Raw genomic sequence first — 24,672 nt, 5'->3', positions numbered from 1 at the left:
ATGTCCGCCGAGAGCACGCCGGACGCCGGCATACCGGGGAAGACCAGCACCACCGGCCCACGCCACCGCGCGGCCAAGGGCCGCCGCCGCAAGCCCCACGACGGGCACAGCAGAGCGGCGCTCGCCGTCCTCTGGACCGCCGCGGGCGTCCTGGTGCTGGGCGGCACCGGAATCGGCTACCTGTACTTCAAGCTCAACGGCAACATCAAGAGCGTCGACATCAACCAGGCCCTCGGCGCCGACCGGCCCCTCGACGTGGACAACGGCTCGCAGGACATCCTGGTCCTCGGCTCCGACACCCGCTCGGGCAGCAACAAGAAGCTCGGCGGTGGTGTCGACGACGGCAGCGCCCGCTCCGACACGGCGATGGTCGTGCACGTCTACGAGGGCCACAAGCGGGCCAGCGTGGTCTCCATCCCCCGGGACACCCTCGTCCAGCGGCCCGAGTGCACCGACGCGAAGGGCGAGACGCATCCGGCGGCGTCGTACGCGATGTTCAACTCCGCGTACTCCACGGGGGGTGCCGCGTGTGCGGTGAAGACCGTGGAGTCCATGACGGGGATCCGGATGGACCACTACATCGAGGTCGACTTCGCGGGCTTCGAGAAGCTGATCAACGTCCTCGGCGGGGTTCCCGTCACCACCACGAAGGACATCAAGGACCCCGACAGCCATCTGGACCTCAAGGCCGGGGAGCACACGCTCACGGGCAAGCAGGCGCTCGGGCTCGTGCGGACGCGGCACGGGGTGGGGGACGGGTCCGACCTCGGGCGCATCCAGCTCCAGCAGGCGTTCATCAAGGCACTGATCGAGCAGGTCAAGTCGGTCGGGATCTTCAGCAACCCCAAGAAGATCTACGACCTCGCCGAGTCCGCGACCGACGCCGTCACCACGGACTCCGAACTGGACAGCGTCAAGAACCTCGCGTCCTTCGCCAACGGGCTCAAGGGCATCGGCTCCAAGAACATGGCCATGGTCACGATGCCGGTCCAGTACGACCCCGCCGACCCGAACCGTGTGCTGGTGGACGAGGCCAAGTCCCAGCGGGTCTGGGCGGCGCTCAAGGCCGACAAGCCGATCCCGAAGTCGGCGACGAAGGGGACGGCGACGGGGGCCGCCGGGGGCGTGGTGGCCGCGGGCTAGCCCCCGAAGGGACGCGCGGAACTGCGCGACCAGCCCGTACGGCCCTGCGGTCGCGTACGGCGGCTACGAGGCACCCCATAGCGCGTGCCGACCGGGGGTGGGAGGCGCTCACCGGCGCTGACAGGGAGCCGCCTGCGCCCACCCGTGCCGCCCCAACGGCACGACTGCCCGCAGCTGGAAAGGGCGAGGCAGCGGCGTGCCGCCCGCAGCCCTGGGGAGAGCGGCGGCAAGCGCGCCGGCATCTGTGGGAATACCTTTGCGCACCCCCTGGTTTTGGGAGATGACGCCAGTGAATGGCAGACTGGTACGTCGGCTCCGGTTCACGCTCTCGCATCCCGCGGCAGCGACCCGGCGCCCTCCCGAAACTAGGAGACACCTTGAAGCGCGACATCCACCCCGAGTACGTCGAGACGCAGGTCAGCTGCACCTGCGGCGCGTCGTTCACCACCCGCAGCACGATCGAGAGCGGCACCATCCGTGCCGAGGTCTGCTCCGAGTGCCACCCGTTCTACACGGGCAAGCAGAAGATCCTCGACACCGGTGGCCGTGTGGCCCGCTTCGAGGCCCGCTTCGGCAAGGCTGCCGCTGCCAAGAAGTAGCGAGCCCCCAGCGCCGGTCCGCGGCGCCCCCACCGGGGGCGTCGGGACCGGCGCTTTGCGGTGCGGCACACAGCTGCGCAGCCCAGGAGTGCAGCCCACTCACAACGTCGTACGTCGTACAGGGAGCCGGAGAGATGTTCGAGGCGGTCGAGGAACTGGTCGGGGAACACGCCGACCTGGAGAAGAAGCTCGCCGACCCGTCGGTCCACGCGGACCAGGCCAACGCGCGCAAGCTGAACAAGCGCTACGCGGAGCTGACCCCGATCGTCGGCACGTACCGCACCTGGAAGCAGACCGGCGACGACATCGACACGGCCCGCGAATTCGCCGCGGACGACCCGGACTTCGCCGCCGAGGTCAAGGTGCTGGAGAAGCAGCGCGAGGAGCTGACGGAGAAGCTGCGGCTGCTGCTCGTGCCCCGGGACCCGTCCGACGACAAGGACGTCATCCTGGAGATCAAGGCCGGCGCCGGCGGCGACGAGTCCGCCCTGTTCGCCGGGGACCTGCTCCGCATGTACCTGCGCTACGCCGAGCGGGTCGGCTGGAAGACCGAGATCATCGACTCCACCGAGTCCGAGCTGGGCGGCTACAAGGACGTCCAGGTCGCCGTGAAGACCAAGGGCGGCCAGGGCGCCACCGAGCCCGGCCAGGGCGTCTGGGCCCGGCTGAAGTACGAGGGCGGCGTGCACCGCGTCCAGCGCGTGCCGGCCACCGAGTCCCAGGGCCGCATCCACACCTCCGCCGCCGGTGTGCTGGTCACGCCCGAGGCCGAGGAGGTCGACGTCGAGATCAACATGAACGACCTGCGGATCGACGTCTACCGCTCCTCCGGGCCCGGCGGCCAGTCCGTCAACACCACCGACTCCGCCGTGCGCATCACGCACCTTCCCACCGGAGTCGTCGCCTCCTGCCAGAACGAGAAGAGCCAGCTGCAGAACAAGGAGCAGGCGATGCGTATCCTGCGCTCCAGGCTGCTCGCCGCGGCTCAGGAGGAGGCGGAGCGGGAAGCCGCCGACGCCCGCCGCAGCCAGGTCCGTACCGTCGACCGCTCCGAGAAGATCCGTACGTACAACTTCCCGGAGAACCGCATCTCGGACCACCGCGTCGGCTTCAAGGCCTACAACCTGGACCAGGTCCTGGACGGTGAACTCGACGCGGTGATCCAGGCCTGCGTCGACGCGGACTCGGCCGCGAAGCTGGCGGCCGCGTAAGGCACGTACGAGCACGAAGAAGTACGACGGAGGACTTGCGTGAACCTGCTGCTCGCGGAAGTGGCCCAGGCCACCCAGCGTCTGGCCGACGCCGGCGTGCCCTCGCCGCGCAACGACGCGGAGGAGCTCGCCGCGTTCGTGCACGGCGTCAAGCGGGGCGAGCTGCACACCGTCAAGGACTCCGACTTCGACGCCCGGTACTGGGAGGTCATCGCCCGGCGCGAGCAGCGCGAGCCGCTCCAGCACATCACCGGGCGCGCCTACTTCCGCTACCTCGAACTTCAGGTCGGGCCCGGGGTGTTCGTGCCCCGGCCCGAGACCGAGTCGGTGGTCGGGTGGGCCATAGACGCCGTCCGCGCGATGGACGTCGTCGAGCCGCTCATCGTCGACCTGTGCACCGGCTCCGGTGCCATCGCCCTCGCCCTCGCCCAGGAGGTGCCGCGCTCGCGCGTGCACGCCGTGGAGCTGTCCGAGGACGCCCTGACGTGGACCCGCAAGAACATGGCGGGCTCCCGCGTCGACCTGCGCCAGGGCAACGCCCTGGACGCCTTCCGCGACCTCGACGGCCAGGTCGACCTGGTCGTCTCCAACCCGCCGTACATCCCGCTCACCGAGTGGGAGTACGTGGCGCCCGAGGCCCGGGACTACGATCCCCAACTCGCCCTGTTCTCGGGCGAGGACGGCCTGGATCTGATCCGCGGCCTGGAACGCACCGCACACCGGCTCCTGCGCCCGGGCGGTGTCGTCGTCATCGAGCACGCCGACACCCAGGGCGGCCAGGTGCCGTGGATCTTCACCGAGGAGCGGGGCTGGGCCGACGCGGCCGACCACCCGGACCTCAACAACCGGCCGCGGTTCGCGACCGCCCGCAAGGCGCTGCCCTGATGAGCACGCGCCCGACGACAACCCCCCAGCAGTACGTGTACGAGGAGGCCCGCTAAATGGCACGGCGATACGACACCAACGACGCGACCGACCGCGCCACCGGTCTGCGCGAGGCCGCGTCCGCCATTCGCCGGGGCGAACTCGTGGTGCTGCCGACGGACACCGTGTACGGCATCGGCGCGGACGCCTTCACGTCGGAGGCCGTGGCCGATCTCCTGGAGGCCAAGGGCCGGGGGCGCAACATGCCCACGCCCGTACTCATCGGCTCCCCGAACACCCTGCACGGCCTGGTCACGGACTTCTCCGAGATGGCCTGGGAGCTGGTCGACGCGTTCTGGCCGGGCGCGCTCACGCTCGTCGCCAAGCACCAGCCGTCGCTGCAGTGGGACCTCGGCGACACCCGGGGCACCGTCGCCGTACGCATGCCGCTGCACCCGGTCGCCATCGAGCTGCTGACCGAGGTCGGCCCGATGGCGGTCTCCTCGGCCAACCTGACCGGGCACCCGGCGCCGGAGAACTGCGACGCCGCCGAGGCGATGCTCGGCGACTCCGTCTCCGTCTACCTGGACGGCGGCCCGACCCCCGGCAACGAGCCGTCCTCCATCGTCGACGTCACGGGCAAGGTGCCGGTGCTGCTGCGCGCGGGGGCCCTGTCGGCAGAGGAACTCCGCAAGGTCGTACCCGACCTTGAGGTGGCGAATTGACGGCCCCTGACGCGGGGCGTGGCATATGGGACGGGGAAGAGACGCGGACCTTCACGGGACTGCCGCGGGACACCTTCCGCATCCTCCACGTCAGCACCGGCAACGTGTGCCGCTCGCCGATCACCGAGCGGCTGACCCGGCATGCCCTGGCGGACCGGCTCGGGGACCCGCTGTGGGGCGGGCTGATCGTCGAGAGCGCGGGGACGTGGGGGCACGAGGGGGCGCCGATGGAGGCGAACGCGGAGGCGGTCCTCGCGGACTTCGGCGCGGACGCCTCCGGCTTCACCGGGCGCGAGCTGCTGGACGAGCACGTCATCCGGGCCGACCTGGTGCTGACGGCCACCCGTGACCACCGGGCGCAGGTCATCTCCATGGGTCACTCCGCGGGGCTGCGCACCTTCACGCTGAAGGAGTTCACCCGGCTCGTCCGCGCGATCGACCCCGCCACGCTCCCTCCCCTGGAGGAGGGCATGGTCGTCCGCGCACGTGCCCTGGTCCGTGCCGCCGCCGCTCTACGCGGGTGGCTCCTGGCCCCCACCGCCGAGGCGGACGAGGTCTACGACCCGTACGGGGCCCCGCTGCCGTTCTTCCGCTCGGTGGGCGACGAGATACACCAGGCTCTGGATCCGGTGGTGACGGCGCTGACCGGGGTGCCCGCGAGGGCGTGACACCGGGCGCGTGCCGACCCGTGGGTCTACATTGGCGGTACGTCACCACAGCGAGTGAGCCGAAGGGGCGCGTCGGTGTCGAGCTGTCGACACCGACTGAGGCGCCCCGGAGGCGAGCCGCTCCAAAACACGTCGCCCCGGAGTCCATCATGTCGGTCACCCCTGTCCTAGAGGCCGATGTCCTGCGGCGGCAGGACCCCGAGCTGGCCGACATCCTGCTCGGTGAGTTCGATCGGCAGGCGACGACGCTCCAGCTCATCGCCGCGGAGAACTTCACCTCGCCCGCGGTCCTGGCCGCGCTGGGCTCCCCCCTGGCGAACAAGTACGCGGAGGGCTACCCGGGGGCCCGGTACCACGGCGGCTGCGAGATGGTGGACGTCGCCGAGCGGCTCGCCGTGGAGCGCGCCAAGGCGCTCTTCGGGGCCGAACACGCCAACGTGCAGTCGCACTCCGGGTCTTCGGCCGTCCTCGCCGCGTACGCCGCCCTGCTGCGCCCCGGCGACACCGTGCTCGCCATGGGTCTGCACTTCGGCGGTCACCTCACCCACGGTTCGCCCGCCAACTTCTCCGGCCGCTGGTTCGACTTCGTCGGATACGGCGTCGAGGCCGAGTCGGGGCTGATCGACCACGAGCAGGTGCGCACCCTCGCCCGTACCCACCGCCCCAAGGCCATCGTCTGCGGGTCCATCTCCTACCCCCGGCACATCGACCACGCCTTCTTCCGCGAGGTCGCCGACGAGGTGGGCGCCTATCTCATCGCCGACGCGGCCCATCCGATCGGCCTGGTCGCCGGGGGAGCGGCGCCCAACCCGGTGCCGTACGCCGACATCGTGTGCGCGACCACGCACAAGGTGCTGCGCGGGCCGCGCGGCGGGATGCTGCTGTGCGGGAGCGAGCTGGCCGAGCGGGTCGACCGGGCGGTGTTCCCGTTCACCCAGGGCGGCGCGCAGATGCACACCATCGCCGCGAAGGCCGTCGCGTTCGGGGAGGCGGCAACCCCGGCGTTCACCGCGTACGCCCATCAGGTGGTCGCGAACGCCCGCGTCCTGGCCCGGGGGCTGGCCGAGCAGGGGCTCGTGGTCGTCACCGGCGGCACCGACACCCACCTGCTGACCGTCGATCCCGCGCCGCTCGGGGTGGACGGCCGCACGGCCAAGGGGCGGCTCGCGGCCGCCGGGATGGTCCTGGACTGCTGCGCGCTACCGCACGGGGACGCCCGTGGCCTGCGGCTCGGCACGGCCGCGCTGACCACCCAGGGCATGGGCGAGGCGGAGATGGCCCGGCTCGCGGTGCTGTTCGCGGGGGCCCTCAGGGACGGCGGCGACGGCAAGCGGACGCGTGAAGAAGTACGGGACCTGGCCGGAAGATTTCCGCCGTATCCGCGCTGAGGCGGGGTAGACGCACCACCAGGCACAGCATCACGTGCAACCATCGTCGCTACCCGGATGTCCTCCACCGTATGCGTGCACCGTCGCGCGCATCGCTAGGGTGTGAGGCTGTGATGGCCAGCGAGACCTGTGGGGAAGCCCGTGCGTGAATACCTCCTGACGCTCTGCATCACGGCCGCGGTGACGTACCTGCTGACAGGGCCGGTGCGGAAGTTCGCGATCGTGGCGGGAGCCATGCCGGCGGTTCGTGCGCGCGACGTCCACCGTGAGCCCACGCCCCGGCTCGGCGGTATCGCGATGTTCTTCGGGCTGTGCGCCGGTCTGCTGGTCGCCGACCACCTGACCAATCTCAGCCAGGTCTTCGCCGAGTCCAACGAACCGCGCGCCCTGCTCTCCGGGGCCGCGCTGATCTGGCTCATCGGCGTCCTGGACGACAAGTTCGAGATCGACGCCCTGATCAAGCTCGGCGGCCAGATGATCGCCGCGGGTGTGATGGTCATGCAGGGTCTGACGATCCTGTGGCTGCCCATCCCCAGTGTGGGGATCGTCGCGCTGACCCAGTGGCAGGGCACCCTGCTCACGGTCGCCCTGGTCGTCATCACCATCAACGCGGTCAACTTCGTCGACGGCCTCGACGGTCTCGCCGCCGGCATGGTCTGCATCGCCTCCGCGGCGTTCTTCATGTACGCCTACCGCCTCTGGTACAGCTACGGCATCGAGGCCGCGGCCCCCGCCACGCTGTTCGCGGCCGTCCTGATGGGCATGTGCCTGGGCTTCCTGCCGCACAACATGCATCCGGCCCGGATCTTCATGGGCGACTCGGGTTCGATGATGATCGGCCTGGTGCTGGCGGCCGGCGCGATCTCCATCACCGGGCAGGTCGACCCGGACGTGATGAACCTGTACGGCTCGGAGCGCAGCACGGTCTACTCGATGGTGCCGGTCTACATCCCGCTGCTGATGCCGCTGAGCATCCTCGCGATCCCGGCGGCGGACCTGATCCTCGCGATCGTGCGCCGCACCTGGCGGGGCCAGTCGCCGTTCGCGGCCGACCGGGGGCATCTGCACCACCGGCTGCTGGAGGTCGGGCACTCGCACAGCCGGGCCGTGCTGATCATGTACTTCTGGTCCGCGGTGATCGCCTTCGGCACCCTCGCGTACACGGTGAACTCGGCGTCGATGTGGATCGTCCTCGCCATCGCGATGTTCAGCGGGGTCGGGCTCTTCCTTCTGCTGCTGCCCCGCTTCACCCCCCGCGCCCCGCTCTGGGCCCAGCGCTTCGTGCCGCCCCGCTACCGCCGTCGCGTGGTCCCGGCCGTCGCCCAGGAGCCGGTCCCGGACTGGACGCCGTCCCTCAACGGGGCGACGGCGATCGGCGGCCGGGCGCACGAAGCGGAACGCAGCCCGGCGGGTGCGCGCCGCTGAGCGGGGGCCCGGCGCCGGGCCCCCGTCACTCTGCTCCGACGGACGGCCGGAGGCCGGGTGCGGTACTTCGCACCCGGCCTCCGGCCGTCCGTCGTGCGAGCGGAGGGCCGGGGCGTCGCGCTGACGGCAAGGTAAGAATCTGACTAACACTTTGCCGATGCCATGCGAGCACGTGACGACGCAAAACGGCCTTATACCAGACAAGTCGGCGCGGTTTCTGCACAGACGGGCGGCTTCACTCTCATGTGTGACACCTGGCACAGCATTCAGGTAAAGACCTCATCAAATAGTTTGTGATACGGTTCACGAGAACCCGGGACAGAGTCGAAGGACCGCACTGCGACGGTCCGTTGGCGCGAGATTCTCGCTCGCCCCCGGGGTCTACGCTCGTCCATGACGACACCCTGCCCCCTTAGCAAGCGGAGTTGCCGCCATGCCGTCCAATGACGTCCGGACCCTCCTTCAGGCCGCCGTGCCCACGGCAGCCGCCGGCGCGATCGCCGCTGTCGTCAGCGGTGTCATCGTCGGAGGAAAGGGGGCTCTCGGCGCCGTCGTGGCGGCGGTGATCACGATCCTCTTCATGGGAATCGGGCTCTACGTTCTGCAGCGCACTGCCAAATCGCTTCCTCATCTGTTCCAGATGATGGGCCTGATGCTTTACGCGGCGCAGATTCTGCTGTTGTTCATCTTTCTGTCCGCGTTCAAGGACACCACGCTCTTCCACCCTCGGGCCTTCGCGTTCACGCTGGTCGGCACCACGCTCGTGTGGATCGCCGCACAGACGCGCGCACATATGAAGGCCAAGATCCTCTATGTCGAACCCGATGCGCCGACGGGCAACAAGCCCGAAAAATCGGGGCACTCGTCGTGAGGAGTAGGGCCGGGATAAGGGCGTGTGCGAACTCCTGCTATCGTCCGGTGCCAACTGCGGCATCGCGGGCGCGGGCATCTGAGCTGACGCCTGCTCAATCGCGAGGCTTGATGCCCCCCAGCCGCCCCCACATCCGTAACACCAGTCCAGTGCCGACCCGCGGCTGCGCGCCGCGCCGACACAACGAGGTTGCCGTACCCATGCGTCACGCCGAAGGAGCCCGTGGTGAGTGCTGACCAGACCCAGCTCGCCTTTGACTGGAGCTGTCGGATCATGTCCGACAACGGCTGTGGCTTCCCGGCTCCGGGCCTGCACTCGTTCCTCTTCAAGCCGATCGCCACGGTCGGCGGGTTCGAGTTCAACAAGGTGATGCTGCTCGCCCTCGTCACCACTCTCCTGGTGATCACGTTCTTCACCCTCGCCTTCGGCAAGGCGAAGGTCGTCCCGGGCAAGCTGCAGATGATCGGTGAGGCGGGCTACGACTTCGTACGCCGCGGCATCGTCTACGAGACGCTGGGCCGGAAGGAGGGCGAGAAGTACGTCCCGCTGATGGTCTCGCTGTTCTTCTTCATCTGGCTCATGAACATCTGGTCCGTGATTCCGCTGGCCCAGTTCCCGGTGTCGTCGATCATCGCCTACCCGATGGTCCTCGCCCTGGTCGTCTACGTGGTCTGGGTCTCGCTGACCTTCAAGAAGCACGGCTTCGTCGGCTTCTTCAAGAACGTCACCGGCTACGACAAGTCGCTCGGCCCGGTGCTGCCGCTCGTGGTGATCATCGAGTTCTTCTCGAACCTGCTGGTCCGCCCGTTCACGCACGCGGTGCGACTGTTCGCCAACATGTTCGCCGGCCACCTGATGCTGGTCATGTTCACCGTCGCCTCCTGGTACCTGCTGAACAGCTGGATGATCCCGGCGGCCGGTGTCTCGTTCATCATGACCATCGTCATGATCCTCTTCGAGCTCTTCGTGCAGGCCGTCCAGGCGTACGTCTTCGTGCTCCTCGCCTGCTCCTACATCCAGGGCGCGCTCGCCGAGCACCACTGAGTCACGCGCTCCACCAGCCCCCAGAACGTCCGGTGGCCAACCCCCGCCGGTCCATGAAAGAGAAGGAAGAATCAGCATGGCTGCCCTTGAGACCCTCGCCGCTGTCGACGGCAACATCGGCTCCATCGGCTACGGCCTCGCCGCCATCGGCCCCGGCGTCGGCGTCGGCATCATCTTCGGTAACGGCACCCAGGCCCTGGCCCGCCAGCCCGAGGCCGCCGGCCTGATCCGTGCCAACCAGATCCTCGGCTTCGCCTTCTGTGAGGCGCTGGCCCTCATCGGCATCGTCATGCCGTTCGTCTACAACTGACGAACCCTGACGAGCAAACCTTTCAACGAAAGGCACTGATGTGATCGCCAACCTGGTACAGCTGGCGGCCGGGGAAGAGCAGAACCCGCTCATCCCGCCGGGCCCCGAGCTGCTCGTGGGCGCCATCGCCTTCGCCATCGTGTTCTTCTTCTTCTGGAAGAAGGCGCTTCCGAACATCAACAAGGTTCTGGAAGAGCGCCGCGACGCGATCGAGGGCGGTATCGAAGAGGCCGACCGCATGAAGGTCGAGGCCCAGAGCGTGCTGGAGCAGTACAAGGCCCAGCTCGCCGAGGCTCGGCACGAGGCCGCGCGGCTGCGCCAGGAGGCGCAGGAGCAGGGCGCCACGCTCATCGCCGAGATGCGGGCCGAAGGCCAGCGGCAGCGCGAGGAGATCGTCGCCGCCGGTCACTCGCAGCTCGAGGCCGACCGCAAGGCCGCCGCTTCGGCGCTGCGTCAGGACGTGGGCAAGCTCGCCACCGACCTGGCCGGCAAGCTCGTCGGTGAGTCTCTGGAGGACCACGCCCGGCAGAGCCGTGTCATCGACCGCTTCCTCGACGACCTCGAGGAGAAGGCCGAGGCCACGCGATGAATGGAGCGAGCCGCGAAGCCCTGGCAGCCGCACGTGAGCGCCTCGACGCGCTGACGGACTCCACGTCCGTGGACGCGGCGCGGCTCGCCGACGAGCTGGCCGCCGTCACCGCTCTGCTCCACCGCGAGGTGTCGCTGCGTCGGGTCCTCACCGACCCGGCGCAGTCCGGCGAGGCCAAGGCCGAGCTGATCCGCCGCGTTCTCGGCGGCCAGGTCGGCGCGACCACCGCCGACCTGGTGTCCGGTCTGGTGCGCTCCCGCTGGTCGCAGCCCCGCGACCTGGTGGACGCGCTGGAGCAGCTGGCCGACGTCGCCGACCTCACGGCCGCGCAGCAGTCGGCCACGCTCGACGACGTCGAGGACGAGCTGTTCCGCTTCGGCCGGATCGTCGCCTCGAACACCGGGCTGCGGTCCGCGCTGACCGACCGTGCCGCGAGCGGCCAGGCCAAGGGCGAGCTGCTGCACAGCCTGCTCGGCGGCCGGGCCAAGGCCACCACCGAGCGTCTGGTGACGCGCCTCGTGACCGCGCCGCGTGGACGTAGCCTGGAGGGGGGACTCGAGTCCCTGTCCAAGCTCGCCGCCGAGCGCCGGGACCGCATGGTCGCCGTCGTCACCTCGGCGGTCCCGCTGAGCGACCCGCAGAAGCGACGCCTCGGCGCCGCCCTGACAAAGCTCTACGGCCGTCCGATGCACCTCAACCTCGACGTGGACCCCGGTGTCCTCGGCGGGATCCGGGTGCAGGTCGGCGACGAGATCATCAACGGCTCGATCGCGGACCGACTCGAGGACGCCGGCCGCCGCCTGGCGAGCTAGCACAAACTTCATAGCAGTACGTACGTATGTCTGCGGCCCGGTTGGGCCGTGCAGAGGATTCACCTCGTTCAGGGGGGAGTCCCCATCCCCCCAAGTGAAACTTCGGGCCCAACAAGGAGAGCAGGGAACCCAGATGGCGGAGCTCACGATCCGGCCGGAGGAGATCCGGGACGCGCTGGAGAACTTCGTCCAGTCGTACAAGCCGGACGCGGCCTCGCGCGAGGAGGTCGGTACGGTCACCCTTGCCGGCGACGGCATCGCGAAGGTCGAGGGTCTTCCCTCGGCCATGGCCAACGAACTGCTGAAGTTCGAGGACGGCACCCTCGGCCTCGCGCTCAACCTGGAAGAGCGCGAGATCGGCGCCATCGTCCTGGGCGAGTTCAACGGCATCGAGGAAGGCCAGCCGGTCACCCGTACCGGTGAGGTCCTGTCGGTCGCCGTGGGCGAGGGCTACCTCGGCCGCGTCGTCGACCCGCTCGGCAACCCGATCGACGGCCTCGGCGAGATCGAGACGTCCGGCCGCCGTGCCCTGGAGCTGCAGGCTCCCGGTGTCATGGCCCGTAAGTCGGTGCACGAGCCGATGGAGACCGGCTACAAGGCCGTCGACGCGATGACCCCGGTCGGCCGCGGCCAGCGTCAGCTGATCATCGGCGACCGCCAGACCGGCAAGACCGCCCTGGCCGTCGACACGATCATCAACCAGCGCGACAACTGGCGCTCCGGTGACGTGAACAAGCAGGTCCGCTGCGTCTACGTCGCCATCGGCCAGAAGGGCTCGACCATCGCCTCCGTGCGTGGCGCCCTCGAAGAGGCCGGCGCGCTGGAGTACACGACCATCGTCGCCGCCCCGGCGTCCGACCCGGCCGGCTTCAAGTACCTGGCGCCGTACACCGGTTCGGCCATCGGTCAGCAGTGGATGTACGAGGGCAAGCACGTCCTCATCATCTTCGACGACCTCTCGAAGCAGGCCGACGCCTACCGCGCCGTGTCGCTGCTGCTGCGCCGCCCGCCGGGCCGTGAGGCCTACCCGGGTGACGTCTTCTACCTGCACTCCCGTCTGCTGGAGCGCTGCGCGAAGCTCTCCGACGACCTCGGCGCGGGCTCGATGACCGGTCTGCCGATCGTCGAGACGAAGGCCAACGACGTCTCGGCGTTCATCCCGACCAACGTCATCTCCATCACCGACGGCCAGTGCTTCCTGGAGTCGGACCTCTTCAACGCCGGTCAGCGCCCCGCGCTGAACGTCGGTATCTCCGTCTCCCGAGTCGGTGGTTCCGCGCAGCACAAGGCGATGAAGCAGGTCTCCGGCCGTCTGCGCCTCGACCTCGCCCAGTACCGTGAGCTGGAGGCCTTCGCCGCCTTCGGTTCCGACCTGGACGCCGCGTCGAAGTCGCAGCTGGAGCGCGGTCAGCGTCTGGTCGAGCTGCTCAAGCAGCCGCAGTACCAGCCGATGCCGACCGAGGACCAGGTCGTCTCCGTGTGGGCCGGTACCACCGGCAAGATGGACGACGTTCCGGTCGCCGACGTGCGCCGCTTCGAGAAGGAGCTGCTGGAGTACCTGCACCGCAAGGAGCAGGGCCTCATGACCTCCATCAAGGAGGGCGGCAAGATGTCGGACGACACCCTCACCGCTGTCGCCGACGCGATCGCCGAGTTCAAGAAGCAGTTCGAGACCTCGGACGGCAAGCTGCTCGGCGAGGATGCCCCGGCCGTCAACGTCTCCAAGTGACGTAAGGAAGGGACCTGACTCATGGGAGCCCAGCTCCGGGTCTACAAGCGTCGCATCCGATCCGTCACCGCGACCAAGAAGATCACCAAGGCGATGGAGATGATCGCCGCCTCGCGCGTCGTCAAGGCGCAGCGCAAGGTGGCGGCCTCCGCGCCGTACGCGGCCGAGCTCACCCGCGCGGTCACGGCGGTCGGTACCGGTTCGAACACCAAGCACCCGCTGACCACGGAGGCGGAGACGGCGACCCGTTCCGCGGTGCTGCTCCTCACGAGCGACCGCGGACTGGCCGGCGCCTTCAACTCCAACGCCATCAAGGTCGCCGAGCAGCTGACGGCACGTCTTCAGGCGGAGGGCAAGGAGGTCGACACGTACATCGTCGGCCGCCGCGGTCTGGCCCACTACAACTTCCGCGAGCGCAAGGTCGTGGAGTCGTGGTCGGGCTTCACCGACGAGCCCACCTACGCGGACGCCAAGAAGGTCGCGGGTCCGCTGATCGAGGCCATCGAGAAGGACACGGCTGACGGCGGCGTGGACGAACTCCACATCGTCTTCACCGAGTTCGTCTCGATGATGACGCAGACGGCGCTCGACGCCCGTCTGCTGCCGCTCAGCCTCGACGAGGTGGCGAAGGAGGCGGCGCCGAAGGGCGAGATCCTTCCGCTGTACGACTTCGAGCCGTCGGCGGAGGACGTCCTCGACGCCCTGCTGCCGCGCTATGTCGAGAGCCGTATCTACAACGCGATGCTCCAGTCGGCCGCTTCCAAGCACGCCGCCACCCGCCGCGCGATGAAGTCGGCCACCGACAACGCGGGCGAGCTGATCAACACGCTCTCCCGTCTTGCCAACGCGGCCCGCCAGGCCGAAATCACCCAGGAAATCAGCGAGATCGTCGGTGGCTCCGCAGCCCTGGCCGACGCGACCGCGGGGAGTGACAAGTAATGACGACGACAGTTGAGACGGCCGTTGCCACGGGCCGCGTCGCCCGGGTCATCGGCCCGGTCGTCGACGTGGAGTTCCCCGTCGACGCCATGCCGGAGATCTACAACGCCCTTCACGTCGAGGTGGCCGACCCGGCCCAGGACGGCGCGAAGAAGACGCTGACCCTGGAGGTCGCCCAGCACCTGGGTGACGGCCTGGTCCGCACCATCTCCATGCAGCCCACCGACGGTCTGGTCCGCCAGGCCGCCGTCACCGACACCGGCACGGGCATCTCCGTCCCGGTCGGCGACTTCACCAAGGGCAAGGTGTTCAACACCCTCGGTGAGGTGCTGAACACCGACGAGCAGTACGAGGGCGAGCGCTGGACCATCCACCGCAAGGCCCCCAACTTCGACGAGCTCGAGTCGAAGACCGAGATGTTCGAGACCGGCGTCAAGGTCATCGACCTTCTCACCCCGTACGTCAAGGGTGGAAAGATCGGTCTGTTCGGTGGTGCCGGCGTCGGCAAGACGGTGCTCATCCAGGAGATGATCTACCGCGTCGCCAACAACCACGACGGTGTCTCCGTGTTCGCCGGTGTCGGTGAGCGCACCCGTGAGGGCAACGACCTCATCGAGGAGATGGCCGAGTCGGGCGTCATCGACAAGACCGCGCTGGTCTTCGGCCAGATGGACGAGCCCCCGGGCACCCGTCTGCGGGTGGCCCTCGCCGGTCTGACCATGGCGGAGTACTTCCGCGATGTGCAGAAGCAGGACGTGCTGTTCTTCATCGACAACATCTTCCGCTTCACCCAGGCCGGTTCCGAGGTCTCGACCCTGCTCGGCCGTATGCCCTCCGCGGTGGGTTACCAGCCGAACCTGGCCGACGAGATGGGTCTCCTCCAGGAGCGCATCACCTCGACCCGTGGTCACTCGATCACCTCGATGCAGGCGATCTACGTCCCCGCGGACGACCTGACCGACCCGGCCCCGGCCACCACCTTCGCCCACCTCGACGCGACGACGGTTCTCTCCCGTCCGATCTCCGAGAAGGGCATCTACCCGGCCGTGGACCCGCTGGACTCCACGTCCCGCATCCTGGACCCCCGCTACATCGCGGCGGACCACTACAACACCGCGATGCGCGTCAAGACGGTCCTGCAGAAGTACAAGGACCTCCAGGACATCATCGCGATCCTCGGTATCGACGAGCTCGGCGAGGAGGACAAGCTCACCGTCCACCGTGCCCGTCGTGTGGAGCGCTTCCTGTCGCAGAACACCCACGTCGCCAAGCAGTTCACCGGCGTCGACGGGTCGGACGTGCCGCTGGACGAGTCGATCACCGCGTTCAACGCGATCATCGACGGTGAGTACGACCACTTCCCGGAGCAGGCATTCTTCCTCTGCGGTGGTATCGAGGACCTGAAGAAGAACGCGAAGGAGCTCGGCGTCAGCTGACGTCAGGCACATCGTGATCAGTGGGGGGCGAGGCCACACCTCATGGGGTGCGTCCCGCCCCCCTCTGTACTCCCTCTAGAATTGACCCAACACCCGGCCGAGGCGCCGGGTGGTGACCCGAGGAGCCACCTTGGCTGCTGAGCTGCACGTCGCGCTGGTCGCGGCCGACCGAGAGGTCTGGTCGGGCCAGGCCACCCTGGTCGTCGCCCGGACCACGTCCGGCGACATCGGCGTCATGCCCGGTCACCAGCCGCTGCTCGGTGTGCTGGAGTCGGGCCCGGTGACCATCCGTACGAGTGAGGGCGGCACCGTCGTCGTCGCTGTGCACGGCGGTTTCATCTCGTTCGCGGACAACAAGCTGTCCCTGCTGGCCGAGGTCGCCGAGCTGGCCGACGAGATCGACGTCCAGGGCGCCCAGCGGGAGCTGGAGCGCGCGAAGGCGGAGGGCGATGCCGCCGCCGAGCGCCGCGCGGATGTACGACTGCGTACGGCGGGTGCGCGCTGAGCGCAGACGCCGTGTGATGCTGTACCTCAGCCGCGGCCGGGTCTGGATGTCCTCATCCCGACCCGGCCGCGGCTGAGGCGAATATGGGTGTTTTTTACGTTTCGTTACCTAGGAGACGAGGAGGTCGGTGTCGATGGTCCTCGCTCTGACTGTGTGCGGGTCGGTGATCGCTCTGGTGGTGGTCGGGCTCTTCGTCTTCGGACTGCGCCGACGCCTCATCCAGCGTTCCGGGGGCACCTTCGACTGCAGCCTCCGCTGGGACGCCCCGGAGAAACCCGGCACCGACGAGAACGGCAAGGGCTGGGGGTACGGCGTCGCCCGCTACAACGGCGACCGCATCGAGTGGTACCGCGTCTTCTCGTACTCGCCCCGCCCCCGCCGCGTCCTGGAGCGCGCCTCCATCGAGGTGGCCGGGCGTCGCACCCCCGAGGGCGAGGAGGAGCTGGCGCTCCTCTCCGACGCCGTGATCCTCGCGTGTCTGCACCGCGGGAACCGGCTGGAACTGGCGATGAGCGAGGACGCGCTGACCGGTTTCCTCGCTTGGCTGGAGGCAGCCCCGCCCGGACAGCGAGTGAATGTGGCGTAGCCACTTTCACTCGCTGGGTGGGGGTCCCCCCGGACGAAGTCTGGGGGAGCGTCAACGTGGCCCAGTACTGATCCTGGTACTACTTGAGCCCGTTGCTGATCGCCGTCACCAGCTCTCCGTTGGTCGTGTCGCCGCTGAACTCCCAGAAGAAGGCGCCGCCCAGGCCCTGGTTCTTCGCCCAGGTCATCTTTCCGGCGATGGTGGACGGGGTGTCGTAGCTCCACCAGTTGCTGCCGCAGTGGGCGTAGGCCGTGCCGGCGATCGTGCCGGTGGCCGGGCAGGAGTTCTTGAGGATCTTGTAGTCCTCGATGCCCGCCTCGTAGGTGCCGGGGGCCGCGCCGGTCGCCGTGCCGCCGGGGGCGGACTGGGTGACACCGGTCCAGCCGCGGCCGTAGAAGCCGATGCCGAGCAGCAGCTTGGCGGACGGGACGCCCTTCGACTTCAGCTTGGCGATCGCGTCGGCCGAGTTGAAGCCGGCCTGCGGGATCCCGGAGTACGAGGTCAGCGGGGAGTGCGGGGCGGTCGGGCCGTCCTTGTCGAAGGCGCCGAAGTAGTCGTACGTCATCACGTTGTACCAGTTCAGATGGGTCGCGGCGCCGCCGTAGTCGGCAGCGTCGATCTTGCCGCCGGAGGAGCCGTCGGCGGTGATGGCCGCGGTGACCAGGTAGTTCGGGCCGAACTCGGTGCGCAGCGCCGACATCAGGTTCCTGAAGGCGGCCGGGCCCGAGGTGTCGCAGGTCAGACCGCAGGCGTTCGGGTACTCCCAGTCGATGTCGATGCCGTCGAAGACGTCGGCCCAGCGCGGGTCCTCCACGACGGCCTTGCAGGACTTGGCGAACGCGGCCGGGTTCTGCGCGGCCTGGCCGAAGCCGCCGGAGTAGGTCCAGCCGCCGAAGGAGTACAGCACCTTGATGTGCGGGTACTTGGCCTTGAGCTGGCGGAGCTGGTTGAAGTTGCCGCGCAGCGGCTGGTCCCAGGTGTCGGCGGTGCCGCTGACGGACTGGTCGGCGGTGTACGCCTTGTCGTAGGCGGCGTAGGTGTCGTCGACCGTGCACTGGCCGTTCTTGACGTTGCCGAACGCGTAGTTGATGTGGGTGATCTTGGCCGCGGAGCCCGAGGTGGCCAGGTTCTTCACGTGGTAGTTGCGGCCGTAGACGCCCCACTCGGTGAAGTAGCCGAGGTTGATCTTCGAGCCGGGGTTCGGGTCGGTCCCGCCGCCGGTGGTCCGTACGGCGGCCGCGCCGCTGACGGGGCCGGTCTGGTCGGCGGTGTCACGGGCCTGGACGGTGTAGGAGTAGTCGGTGCCGGCGCTCAGGCCGGTGTCCGTGTAGGTGGTGCCGGTGACGGTGGCGACCTTGGTGCCGCCGCGCAGGACGTCGTAGTTCTTGATGCCCTTGTCGTCGGTGGCGGCGCGCCAGCTCAGCTTCACCGAGGTGTCGGTGACGTCCGAGGTGGTCGGGGTGCCGGGGGCGGAGGGCGCCGCGTCGCCGGGGACGCTGGGGCCGCCGTCGCAACTGGCGCCGTTGAGCTTGCAGTTGGCCGGGGAGCCTGAGCCGCTCCCGTTGAAACCGAAGGAGACGGAGGCGCCGGGGGCGAGGGTGCCGTTCCAGGACTTGTTCCTGGCGGTCCAGTGGGTGCCGGAGGAGGTGACGTCCGCGTCCCAGGCGGAGGTGACCGTCGTGCCGGAGGGGAAGTCCCACTCGACGGTCCAGGAGCTGATGGTGGTGGTGCCGGTGTTCTTCACCGTCCACTTGCCTTCGAAGCCGGTGCCCCAGTCCTGGGGCTTGGCGTAGGTGGCGGTCGCCTCCGTGGCCGCCTGTGCGGGGGTGGCGAGACCGACGAGGCCGGCGAGGGGGAGGAGCAGGGTCGCGAGACCCGCGGTGACTCTGTGCCTGAAGCGCATGTGCGCCTCCTTGTGGGGTGTCTTGATCATGAGCATGACGTGGCGCAGTGCGGCTGAGAATAGAAAGGTCTGGACCATAGGTCAATGGGTCTGGACCAATGCGCTCACGCCCGACACCCCGGGCCGGGTCCTACCGGGTCCTAGCGGGGTCAGACCCGCAACTCCTGTGCCAGCACGGCCGCTTGCACCCTGCTGCGCAGATCGAGCTTCCCCAGCAACCGGCTGACATGCGTCTTCACCGTCGCCTCCGCCATGTCCAGCCGAACCGCGATCTCCGCGTTCGACAGCCCTTCGCCCAGACAGGAGAGGACCTCCCGCTCCCGCCGGGTGAGGGAGTCCAGGACGGCCGGATCGACCGCGGGCTCCCGTACGGGCTTGGCGGCGAACTCCGCGATCAGCCGACGGGTGACCGCCGGGGCGATCAGACCCTCGCCGCGCCCCACCGCCCGGACGGCCTCGATGAGGTCCCTCGCCTCCGTGTTCTTCAGCAGGAACCCGGCGGCCCCGGCCCGCAACGCCCCGAAGACGTACTCGTCGAGGTCGAAGGTGGTCAGCACGAGGACGTCGGCGAGGCCCTCGGCGACCACCTGCCGGGTCGCCGACACCCCGTCCAGGCGCGGCATCTGCACGTCCATGAGCACCAGGTCCGGCCGCAGCTCCCGCGCGAGCGCCACCGCCCGCTCGCCGTCCGCCGCCTCCCCGATCACCTCGATGTCCGGCGCGCTGCGCAGAATGAGGACCAGCCCGGCCCGTACGGCGGACTGGTCCTCGGCGACGAGCACACGGATCATGCGGGTTCTCCTTCGGTGACGGGGAGCGTGGCGCGTACGCTCCAGATCTTGCCGTGCCGCGCGCTCTCGGGACCCGCCTCGAACGTGCCGCCCAGCAGGGCCACCCGCTCGCGCATCCCGACCAGGCCGGCTCCGGAACCGGGCGCGCTCGGGCCGTCGCGGTCGCCGTACGGGCTGGTCACGGCGATGTCGAGGGAGCCGTTCGCCCGGCGCAGCGCGACGGTGACCCGGCCGGGGCCGGCGTGCTTGAGCGCGTTGGTGAGCGACTCCTGGACGATGCGGTAGGCCGCCAGCTCGACGGGGGCGGGGAGGGTCTCGGCGTGGTCGGCGTCCAGGGTGACGTCGAGACCATTGGTGCGGGCGCCCGCGACGAGGGCTTCGAGGCCGTCGAGTGTGGGTGCGACGGACGGCTCGGTGTCGTCGCTCGAGTCCCGCAGGATGCCGATCAGCCGGCGCATCTCCGCCAGCCCCGCCACGCTGTTCTCGCGGATGACCCCGAGGGCCTCCTTGGAGGTGTCCGGGTCGTCGAGGGAGAGCGCGGCCGTGGAGTGGATCGCGATCGCCGAGAGGTGGTTGGCGACCATGTCGTGCAACTCCCTTGCCATGCGCGCCCGTTCCGACACGACGGCCTGGGCGCGGTCCATCTCCGCCAGCAGGGCGGTCTGTTCGGCGCGCAGCCGGGCGGCCTCGGCGGCGTCGCGGTGGTTGCGCACGATCCAGCCGGTGCCGGCGGGCATCAGGGAGACCAGACCGACCACCACCCCGATCAGCAGCGCCTCCGGTTTCCGGAAGGCCGTCAGCGGGATCACGGTGAAGGCGACGGTCACCAGTGCGGAGATCCAGGGCACCCGGCGGGCCGTGGCGGGCGGGCCGTACAGCACGGCCGCGTAGACCAGGTCGGTGAACATCAGGACCGTGATCAGGTTGCCCTGGGTGATGGTGTCCAGCGTCAGCGCGGCCCAGCCGACCAGCAGGGCCGTGCGGGGCATGGTGCGGCGCAGCGCCTCGCAGCCGGCCGTCACGACGAGGGGCGGCAGGACCCACCAGTGGCTCTCCAGCACCACGAGGCCGTCGCGGGGTGTGCGGGTGTCGAGCCCCAGGCCCCACAGCAGCAGCCCGCCGAGGAGTCCGGCGGTGGCGATGCACAGGTCCATGCGGTGTGGGCGGGGCGGTGTGACGACCATGCCCTCCATCCAACACGGCACGGGGCCCGGCGCCTGGTGCCCGCGAACGGTCCTCAACTGCATCTTTCGATGTACCGCCACTTCGTCACCGGCGACGACGCGTCCGGGCCCGCCCGCCGGGAGCCTGGAAGGGTGAACGAGAGGAGCGAGTCGTGATCGTCGCGTTGATCATCGCCTGCGAGGTCGGTTTCTGGGTGCTGCTGGCCCTGGCGCTGGCCGTCCGCTACCTGGGGAAGAAGCGCCGGACCAGTGTCGTGCTGCTGCTCTGTGAGCCCGTGCTGGAGCTGGTGCTGTTCGTCGTGACCGCGATCGACCTGAAGAACGGCGCCGAGCCGAGCTGGGAGCACGGGGTGGCCGCGCTCTACATCGGCTTCACCGTGGGCTACGGCCACTACATGATCAGGTGGCTGGACGGCCACGCGGCGCATCGCCTGGGCGGCGGGCCGAAGCCGGCGGGCCCGCCGAAGTACGGCCTGGCCAGGGCCCGCCACGAGGGCAGGCTCTGGATCCGGACGCTGGTGGCGACCGGGGTGGCGCTGGCCCTGCTCCAGCTGGCCGTCTGGTACGTCGGCGACGACGGGAACGTCGATTCGCTGAGGTCGTTCCAGTGGGTGGCCCTCCGGGCCGCCGGTATCCACGGCCTGGTCGCCCTCGCCTACACGATCTGGCCGAAGAAGGAGCCGGACGCCGCGGGGGGCGGGGACCGGGGCGCTGTCGCGAAGGAGAGGGCCGGGCGATGAGCGGGGCGTCGAGGAACGTGTGGGAAGGGGCCGGCACCTTCGTGATCGGCCTGGTGCTGTGGCTCTCCACGGACGGGGTGGAGGTGCCGGTCGTCACTCTGACCAAGGTCGGCGTGGTGATGATGTGCGTGGGTGCCGTCCTCGTCGTGACGGGCCTCTACCAGCGGGTTCGCGGCACGCCGGGCAGCTAGGGGCCCGGCGGCTACCGCTCCCCGCCCGGCACCCACAGCACGTCCCCGACCTCCTTGTTCGCCGTCCTCGCGAGGATGAACAGGAGGTCGGAGAGGCGGTTGAGGTAGGTCGCGGTGAGGGGGTTCATCCCGTCGGCGTGGGTCTCCAGGGCTGCCCAGGTCGAGCGCTCGGCCCGCCGGACCACCGTGCAGGCCTGGTGCAGCAGGGCCGCGCCGGGGGTGCCGCCGGGCAGGATGAAGGAGCGCAGCTTCTCCAGCTCCCCGTTGAAGCGGTCGCAGTCCGCCTCCAGCTTGTCGATGTAGAACTGCTCGACCCGCAGGGGCGGGAACTCGGGGTTCTCGACGACGGGCGTGGAGAGGTCGGCGCCCACGTCGAACAGGTCGTTCTGCACCCGCACGAGCACCTTGACGATTTCCTCGTCCAGTCCGCCCAGCGCGACCGCCGTCCCGATGGCCGCGTTGGCCTCGTTGGCGTCCGCGTACGCCGAGATCCGCGGATCGGTCTTGGGCACCCGGCTCATGTCGCCGAGGTTGGTGGTGCCCTGGTCGCCGGTCCTGGTGTAGATGCGCGTCAGATTGACCATGCGACCAGCGTAGTTACGCCCCGGCCGTCCGGAAGACCCGTGTGCCCACCGTCACGGAGACGGCCGTGAGTCCGACGGCCACCAGAACGCCGTACAGCATGGCCGGGGTGGCGTACGCGCCGACGTACGCGTCCCGCATCGCGTCCACCAGATAGCGGAACGGGACGAAGTGGGACAGGATGTCCAGCCAGCCCGGGGCCAGGGACATCGGGAGCATCAGACCCGACAGGAGCATCGACGGCATGGTCAGCGCGTTGACCGCCGGGCCGAACTCGTGCTGGGAACGCGCCTTCATGGCGAGCGCGTACGACAGCGAGGCGAGCGAGACGGTCAGCGCGGCCACGAAGGCGAAGCCGATCAGGACGCCGGCGAGGGGTGCCCGTAGTCCCATGACGAGCGCGGCGAGGACCAGCAGTATTGCCTGGAAGACGAAGACCGCCGCGTCGCGCAGCACCCGGCCCAGCAGCAGGGCGAGCCGGCTCACCGGGGTGACACGCATGCGTTCGATCACCCCGGTCTGCTTCTCCAGGATGACCATGAAACCCGCGAACGAGGCCCCGAACAGGCCCAGTTGCAGCAGCAGGCCGGGCACCAGCACCTGCCAGGAGCTGCCCCGTGAGCCGAGCGGGACGTCGGTGAGCAGGGGACCGAAGAAGAGCAGATACAGCAGCGGCATCAGTACGCCGAACAGCATCGCGAAGCGGGAGCGCAGGGTCTGGCGGGCGTACCGCCCGAAGATCAGCGCGGTGTCGTGAAGAAGCATGGGAGTCCTCGGACCGGTTCTAGACGGCTACGGGGGTGGTGTCGGCGGGGGAGGGGCCGCGCCCGGTGATGGCCAGGAAGGTGTCCTGGAGCGTGGCGTCGATCGAGCCGCCGTGCCTCAGCTTGAGCGCGCTCGGGGTGTCGTCCGCCACGACCCGGCCCTGGTCGACGACGACGATCCGGTCGGCGAGGGCGTCCGCCTCGTCGAGGTAGTGCGTCGTCAGAAGGACGGTGGTGCCGCGCTCGTCGCGCAGGCGGCGGACCAACTCCCAGAGATCGGCGCGGCTCGCCGGGTCCAGTCCGGTCGTCGGCTCGTCCAGGAAGAGGACTCGGGGCCGGTGGGTGAGCGCCATCGCGATGTCGAGACGGCGCCGCTGACCGCCGGAGAGCGTGGCGCACTTGCGGACCAGCAGCTCGGTGAGGTCCAGATCACCCGCCAACTCCTCGGCTCGCTCGATGGCCTGGCTTTTCGTCAGGCGGTAGAGCCGTCCCTGGGTGACCAGTTCCTCCCGCACGGTGATCTGCGGGTCCACCCCGCCCGACTGCGCCACATAGCCGCAGGACCGGCGTACTCCGGAGGGGTCGGTCGCCAGGTCGTGGCCCGCGACGGTGGCCGCGCCGCCGGTCGGGGGCAGCAGGGTGGTGAGCATGCGCAGGGTCGTCGTCTTGCCCGCGCCGTTCGGGCCGAGGAGGCCGAGGATCTCGCCGGGGCGCACGGTCAGGTCGATTCCGCGCACGGCTTCGACGGGGCCGCGTTTCGTCTGGAAGGTACGGCTCAGTCCGGCCGCACTGATGATGGGCATGACCCCAGAAAAACAGAGTCACTGAAAATTTGCAATGTCACCAAGTTTTCAGTGGGCCCAGGAATGCGCCGTCGCCCGGCGGGGCGACCTACGATGTGCCCATGGCAGAGGGGCTCAGGGAGCGCAAGAAGCGCGAGACGAGGCAGCGGATCTCGGACATCGCCACCGGGCTGTTCCTTGAGCACGGCTTCGTGACCGTCACCATCGCGGAGGTGGCCGAGGCCGCCGACGTCTCCGTGAACACGGTCTACAACTACTTCCCCGCGAAGGAGGACCTCTTCTTCGACCGCAGTGCGGGCATCGTCGACCGGCTCGCCCGCTGGGTGCGTGGTCGCGACCGGGGCGAGTCGGCCGTCGCCGCCGTGCTGCGCGAGCTGCGTGCCGAGGTCGAGGCGGTCTCGCCGCGCGTCGGTCTGATGGAGGGCTACGACCGCTTCATGAAGGCCATCCACGAGGCGCCCGCGCTGCGGTCCCGGCTGTGGAGCATCCAGCAGGAGGTCCAGGACAACCTGGAGGCGGCCCTCCGGGAGGAGACCGGCGCCCCGGCCGACGACCCCCTGCCCACCCTGATCGCGGGTCAGATCAACTGGGTCCACCAGACGGTGATGGCCGTCATCGGGCGCGAGATGCTCGACGGGCGCAATCCGGGCGAAGTGTCACGAGAGGTGCTTCTTCTTCTGGACGGCATGGAGGGCCTGTTGAGCGAGAAGGTGCTCAACTACGCCGTACGCCCCTTCGAGTGAGTGCCGCCGGTGTGATGTCCGTCCTTTGAGACGTGACTCGCGTTACTAAGCGGTCACACAGCCCCTCACGAGCGCTAGTGTCCGGCCGAGAGGTCAGTCATCGACAGCGCGTACCAGGGGAGTCGCA

The 24,672-nt window shown here is 69.3% G+C and carries 27 protein-coding genes; 21 read left to right on the top strand and 6 right to left on the bottom strand.

The features are described 5' to 3' along the window. The 18 genes from ACZ52C_RS05250 to ACZ52C_RS05165 all read left to right on the top strand — a co-directional run bounded on the left by ACZ52C_RS05250 (position 1) and on the right by ACZ52C_RS05165 (position 16,844). Positions 1-1,143 (top strand): LCP family protein, encoded by a 1,143-nt coding sequence (locus ACZ52C_RS05250; RefSeq protein ID WP_469073495.1) that lies wholly within the window; start codon positions 1-3, stop codon positions 1,141-1,143. 377 nt (positions 1,144-1,520) lie between these two features. Beyond that, complete coding sequence (gene rpmE, locus ACZ52C_RS05245) at positions 1,521-1,742, top strand: 50S ribosomal protein L31 (RefSeq protein WP_028804216.1); 222 nt, start codon at positions 1,521-1,523, stop codon at positions 1,740-1,742. Between the two features lie 134 nt (positions 1,743-1,876). After that, complete coding sequence (prfA, locus tag ACZ52C_RS05240) at positions 1,877-2,953, top strand: peptide chain release factor 1 (RefSeq protein ID WP_045558938.1); 1,077 nt, start codon at positions 1,877-1,879, stop codon at positions 2,951-2,953. Positions 2,954-2,992: 39 nt separating this feature from the next. Continuing rightward, on the top strand, positions 2,993-3,838 hold the full coding sequence (gene prmC / locus ACZ52C_RS05235; protein WP_045558937.1) for a peptide chain release factor N(5)-glutamine methyltransferase: 846 nt from the start codon (positions 2,993-2,995) through the stop codon (positions 3,836-3,838). Between the two features lie 56 nt (positions 3,839-3,894). Continuing rightward, the gene (locus ACZ52C_RS05230; protein ID WP_033526519.1) at positions 3,895-4,542 is read left to right on the top strand and encodes an L-threonylcarbamoyladenylate synthase; all 648 of its coding nucleotides are present in this window, start codon (positions 3,895-3,897) and stop codon (positions 4,540-4,542) included. Then, on the top strand, positions 4,539-5,210 hold the full coding sequence (locus ACZ52C_RS05225; protein ID WP_060883293.1) for an arsenate reductase/protein-tyrosine-phosphatase family protein: 672 nt from the start codon (positions 4,539-4,541) through the stop codon (positions 5,208-5,210). The genes ACZ52C_RS05230 and ACZ52C_RS05225 overlap by 4 nt, the downstream gene beginning before the upstream one ends. A gap of 149 nt (positions 5,211-5,359) precedes the next feature. Continuing rightward, positions 5,360-6,598, top strand: a complete 1,239-nt coding sequence (locus tag ACZ52C_RS05220) for a serine hydroxymethyltransferase (protein WP_469073494.1) — start codon at positions 5,360-5,362, stop codon at positions 6,596-6,598. Positions 6,599-6,739: 141 nt separating this feature from the next. Beyond that, positions 6,740-8,023, top strand: coding sequence for an MraY family glycosyltransferase (locus ACZ52C_RS05215; protein ID WP_469073493.1), 1,284 nt, complete (start codon positions 6,740-6,742; stop codon positions 8,021-8,023). Positions 8,024-8,456: 433 nt separating this feature from the next. After that, the gene (locus ACZ52C_RS05210; RefSeq protein WP_469073492.1) at positions 8,457-8,894 is read left to right on the top strand and encodes a hypothetical protein; all 438 of its coding nucleotides are present in this window, start codon (positions 8,457-8,459) and stop codon (positions 8,892-8,894) included. 273 nt (positions 8,895-9,167) lie between these two features. Then, positions 9,168-9,938 carry a F0F1 ATP synthase subunit A gene (atpB, locus tag ACZ52C_RS05205; RefSeq protein ID WP_469074144.1) on the top strand — a complete coding sequence of 257 codons (771 nt, stop codon included), beginning with the start codon at positions 9,168-9,170 and terminating at the stop codon, positions 9,936-9,938. A gap of 76 nt (positions 9,939-10,014) precedes the next feature. Next, the gene (gene atpE / locus ACZ52C_RS05200) at positions 10,015-10,248 is read left to right on the top strand and encodes an ATP synthase F0 subunit C (RefSeq protein WP_003997868.1); all 234 of its coding nucleotides are present in this window, start codon (positions 10,015-10,017) and stop codon (positions 10,246-10,248) included. 40 nt (positions 10,249-10,288) lie between these two features. Further along, the gene (locus ACZ52C_RS05195) at positions 10,289-10,837 is read left to right on the top strand and encodes a F0F1 ATP synthase subunit B (RefSeq protein WP_319107705.1); all 549 of its coding nucleotides are present in this window, start codon (positions 10,289-10,291) and stop codon (positions 10,835-10,837) included. Then, positions 10,834-11,649 (top strand): F0F1 ATP synthase subunit delta, encoded by an 816-nt coding sequence (locus ACZ52C_RS05190; RefSeq protein ID WP_469073491.1) that lies wholly within the window; start codon positions 10,834-10,836, stop codon positions 11,647-11,649. Before ACZ52C_RS05195 ends, ACZ52C_RS05190 begins: the two co-directional genes overlap by 4 nt. A gap of 133 nt (positions 11,650-11,782) precedes the next feature. Next, positions 11,783-13,378 carry a F0F1 ATP synthase subunit alpha gene (gene atpA, locus ACZ52C_RS05185; protein WP_469073490.1) on the top strand — a complete coding sequence of 532 codons (1,596 nt, stop codon included), beginning with the start codon at positions 11,783-11,785 and terminating at the stop codon, positions 13,376-13,378. Positions 13,379-13,399: 21 nt separating this feature from the next. Further along, positions 13,400-14,317 (top strand): F0F1 ATP synthase subunit gamma, encoded by a 918-nt coding sequence (locus ACZ52C_RS05180; RefSeq protein ID WP_192334346.1) that lies wholly within the window; start codon positions 13,400-13,402, stop codon positions 14,315-14,317. Then, positions 14,317-15,753 (top strand): F0F1 ATP synthase subunit beta, encoded by a 1,437-nt coding sequence (atpD, locus tag ACZ52C_RS05175; protein WP_469073489.1) that lies wholly within the window; start codon positions 14,317-14,319, stop codon positions 15,751-15,753. The genes ACZ52C_RS05180 and atpD overlap by 1 nt, the downstream gene beginning before the upstream one ends. A gap of 130 nt (positions 15,754-15,883) precedes the next feature. Beyond that, positions 15,884-16,258 carry a F0F1 ATP synthase subunit epsilon gene (locus ACZ52C_RS05170; RefSeq protein ID WP_033526509.1) on the top strand — a complete coding sequence of 125 codons (375 nt, stop codon included), beginning with the start codon at positions 15,884-15,886 and terminating at the stop codon, positions 16,256-16,258. A 133-nt stretch (positions 16,259-16,391) separates the two neighbouring features. Further along, entirely contained in the window at positions 16,392-16,844 is a 453-nt protein-coding gene (locus ACZ52C_RS05165; protein WP_045558927.1) for a DUF2550 domain-containing protein, read from the top strand. 79 nt (positions 16,845-16,923) lie between these two features. Here ACZ52C_RS05165 and ACZ52C_RS05160 read toward each other — a convergent pair whose 3' ends face one another. From ACZ52C_RS05160 to ACZ52C_RS05150, 3 genes are all read right to left on the bottom strand, one after another. Beyond that, a complete protein-coding gene (locus ACZ52C_RS05160; RefSeq protein WP_469073488.1) occupies positions 16,924-18,747 on the bottom strand; it encodes a glycosyl hydrolase family 18 protein in 1,824 nt (607 codons plus the stop codon). A gap of 149 nt (positions 18,748-18,896) precedes the next feature. Next, positions 18,897-19,538 carry a response regulator gene (locus ACZ52C_RS05155; protein ID WP_469073487.1) on the bottom strand — a complete coding sequence of 214 codons (642 nt, stop codon included), beginning with the start codon at positions 19,536-19,538 and terminating at the stop codon, positions 18,897-18,899. Continuing rightward, entirely contained in the window at positions 19,535-20,722 is a 1,188-nt protein-coding gene (locus ACZ52C_RS05150; protein WP_469073486.1) for a sensor histidine kinase, read from the bottom strand. The genes ACZ52C_RS05155 and ACZ52C_RS05150 overlap by 4 nt, the downstream gene beginning before the upstream one ends. A 152-nt stretch (positions 20,723-20,874) precedes the next feature. Here ACZ52C_RS05150 and ACZ52C_RS05145 point away from each other — a divergent pair, with 152 nt between their 5' ends. Together ACZ52C_RS05145 and ACZ52C_RS05140 are read left to right on the top strand one after the other, a co-directional pair. After that, a complete protein-coding gene (locus tag ACZ52C_RS05145; protein WP_469073485.1) occupies positions 20,875-21,462 on the top strand; it encodes a hypothetical protein in 588 nt (195 codons plus the stop codon). Then, complete coding sequence (locus ACZ52C_RS05140) at positions 21,459-21,653, top strand: DUF5708 family protein (protein WP_469073484.1); 195 nt, start codon at positions 21,459-21,461, stop codon at positions 21,651-21,653. The genes ACZ52C_RS05145 and ACZ52C_RS05140 overlap by 4 nt, the downstream gene beginning before the upstream one ends. A gap of 11 nt (positions 21,654-21,664) precedes the next feature. Here the strand turns inward: ACZ52C_RS05140 and ACZ52C_RS05135 are convergent, their stop codons facing one another. Genes ACZ52C_RS05135 through ACZ52C_RS05125 form a run of 3 tightly spaced genes read right to left on the bottom strand, consistent with a single transcriptional unit; the run spans position 21,665 to position 23,802 of the window. After that, entirely contained in the window at positions 21,665-22,237 is a 573-nt protein-coding gene (locus ACZ52C_RS05135) for a cob(I)yrinic acid a,c-diamide adenosyltransferase (RefSeq protein WP_329911286.1), read from the bottom strand. A 13-nt stretch (positions 22,238-22,250) separates the two neighbouring features. After that, entirely contained in the window at positions 22,251-23,000 is a 750-nt protein-coding gene (locus ACZ52C_RS05130) for an ABC transporter permease (RefSeq protein ID WP_469073483.1), read from the bottom strand. 19 nt (positions 23,001-23,019) lie between these two features. Then, entirely contained in the window at positions 23,020-23,802 is a 783-nt protein-coding gene (locus ACZ52C_RS05125; protein WP_469073482.1) for an ABC transporter ATP-binding protein, read from the bottom strand. 101 nt (positions 23,803-23,903) lie between these two features. Here ACZ52C_RS05125 and ACZ52C_RS05120 point away from each other — a divergent pair, with 101 nt between their 5' ends. After that, positions 23,904-24,545 carry a TetR/AcrR family transcriptional regulator gene (locus ACZ52C_RS05120; RefSeq protein WP_469073481.1) on the top strand — a complete coding sequence of 214 codons (642 nt, stop codon included), beginning with the start codon at positions 23,904-23,906 and terminating at the stop codon, positions 24,543-24,545. Positions 24,546-24,672 lie beyond the last annotated feature (127 nt).

It is taken from the genome of Streptomyces sp. NPDC034049 (genome assembly GCF_055575575.1).
Note: the sequence above shows the minus strand (reverse complement) of the source record. Positions and strands in the feature narration are given on the sequence as shown.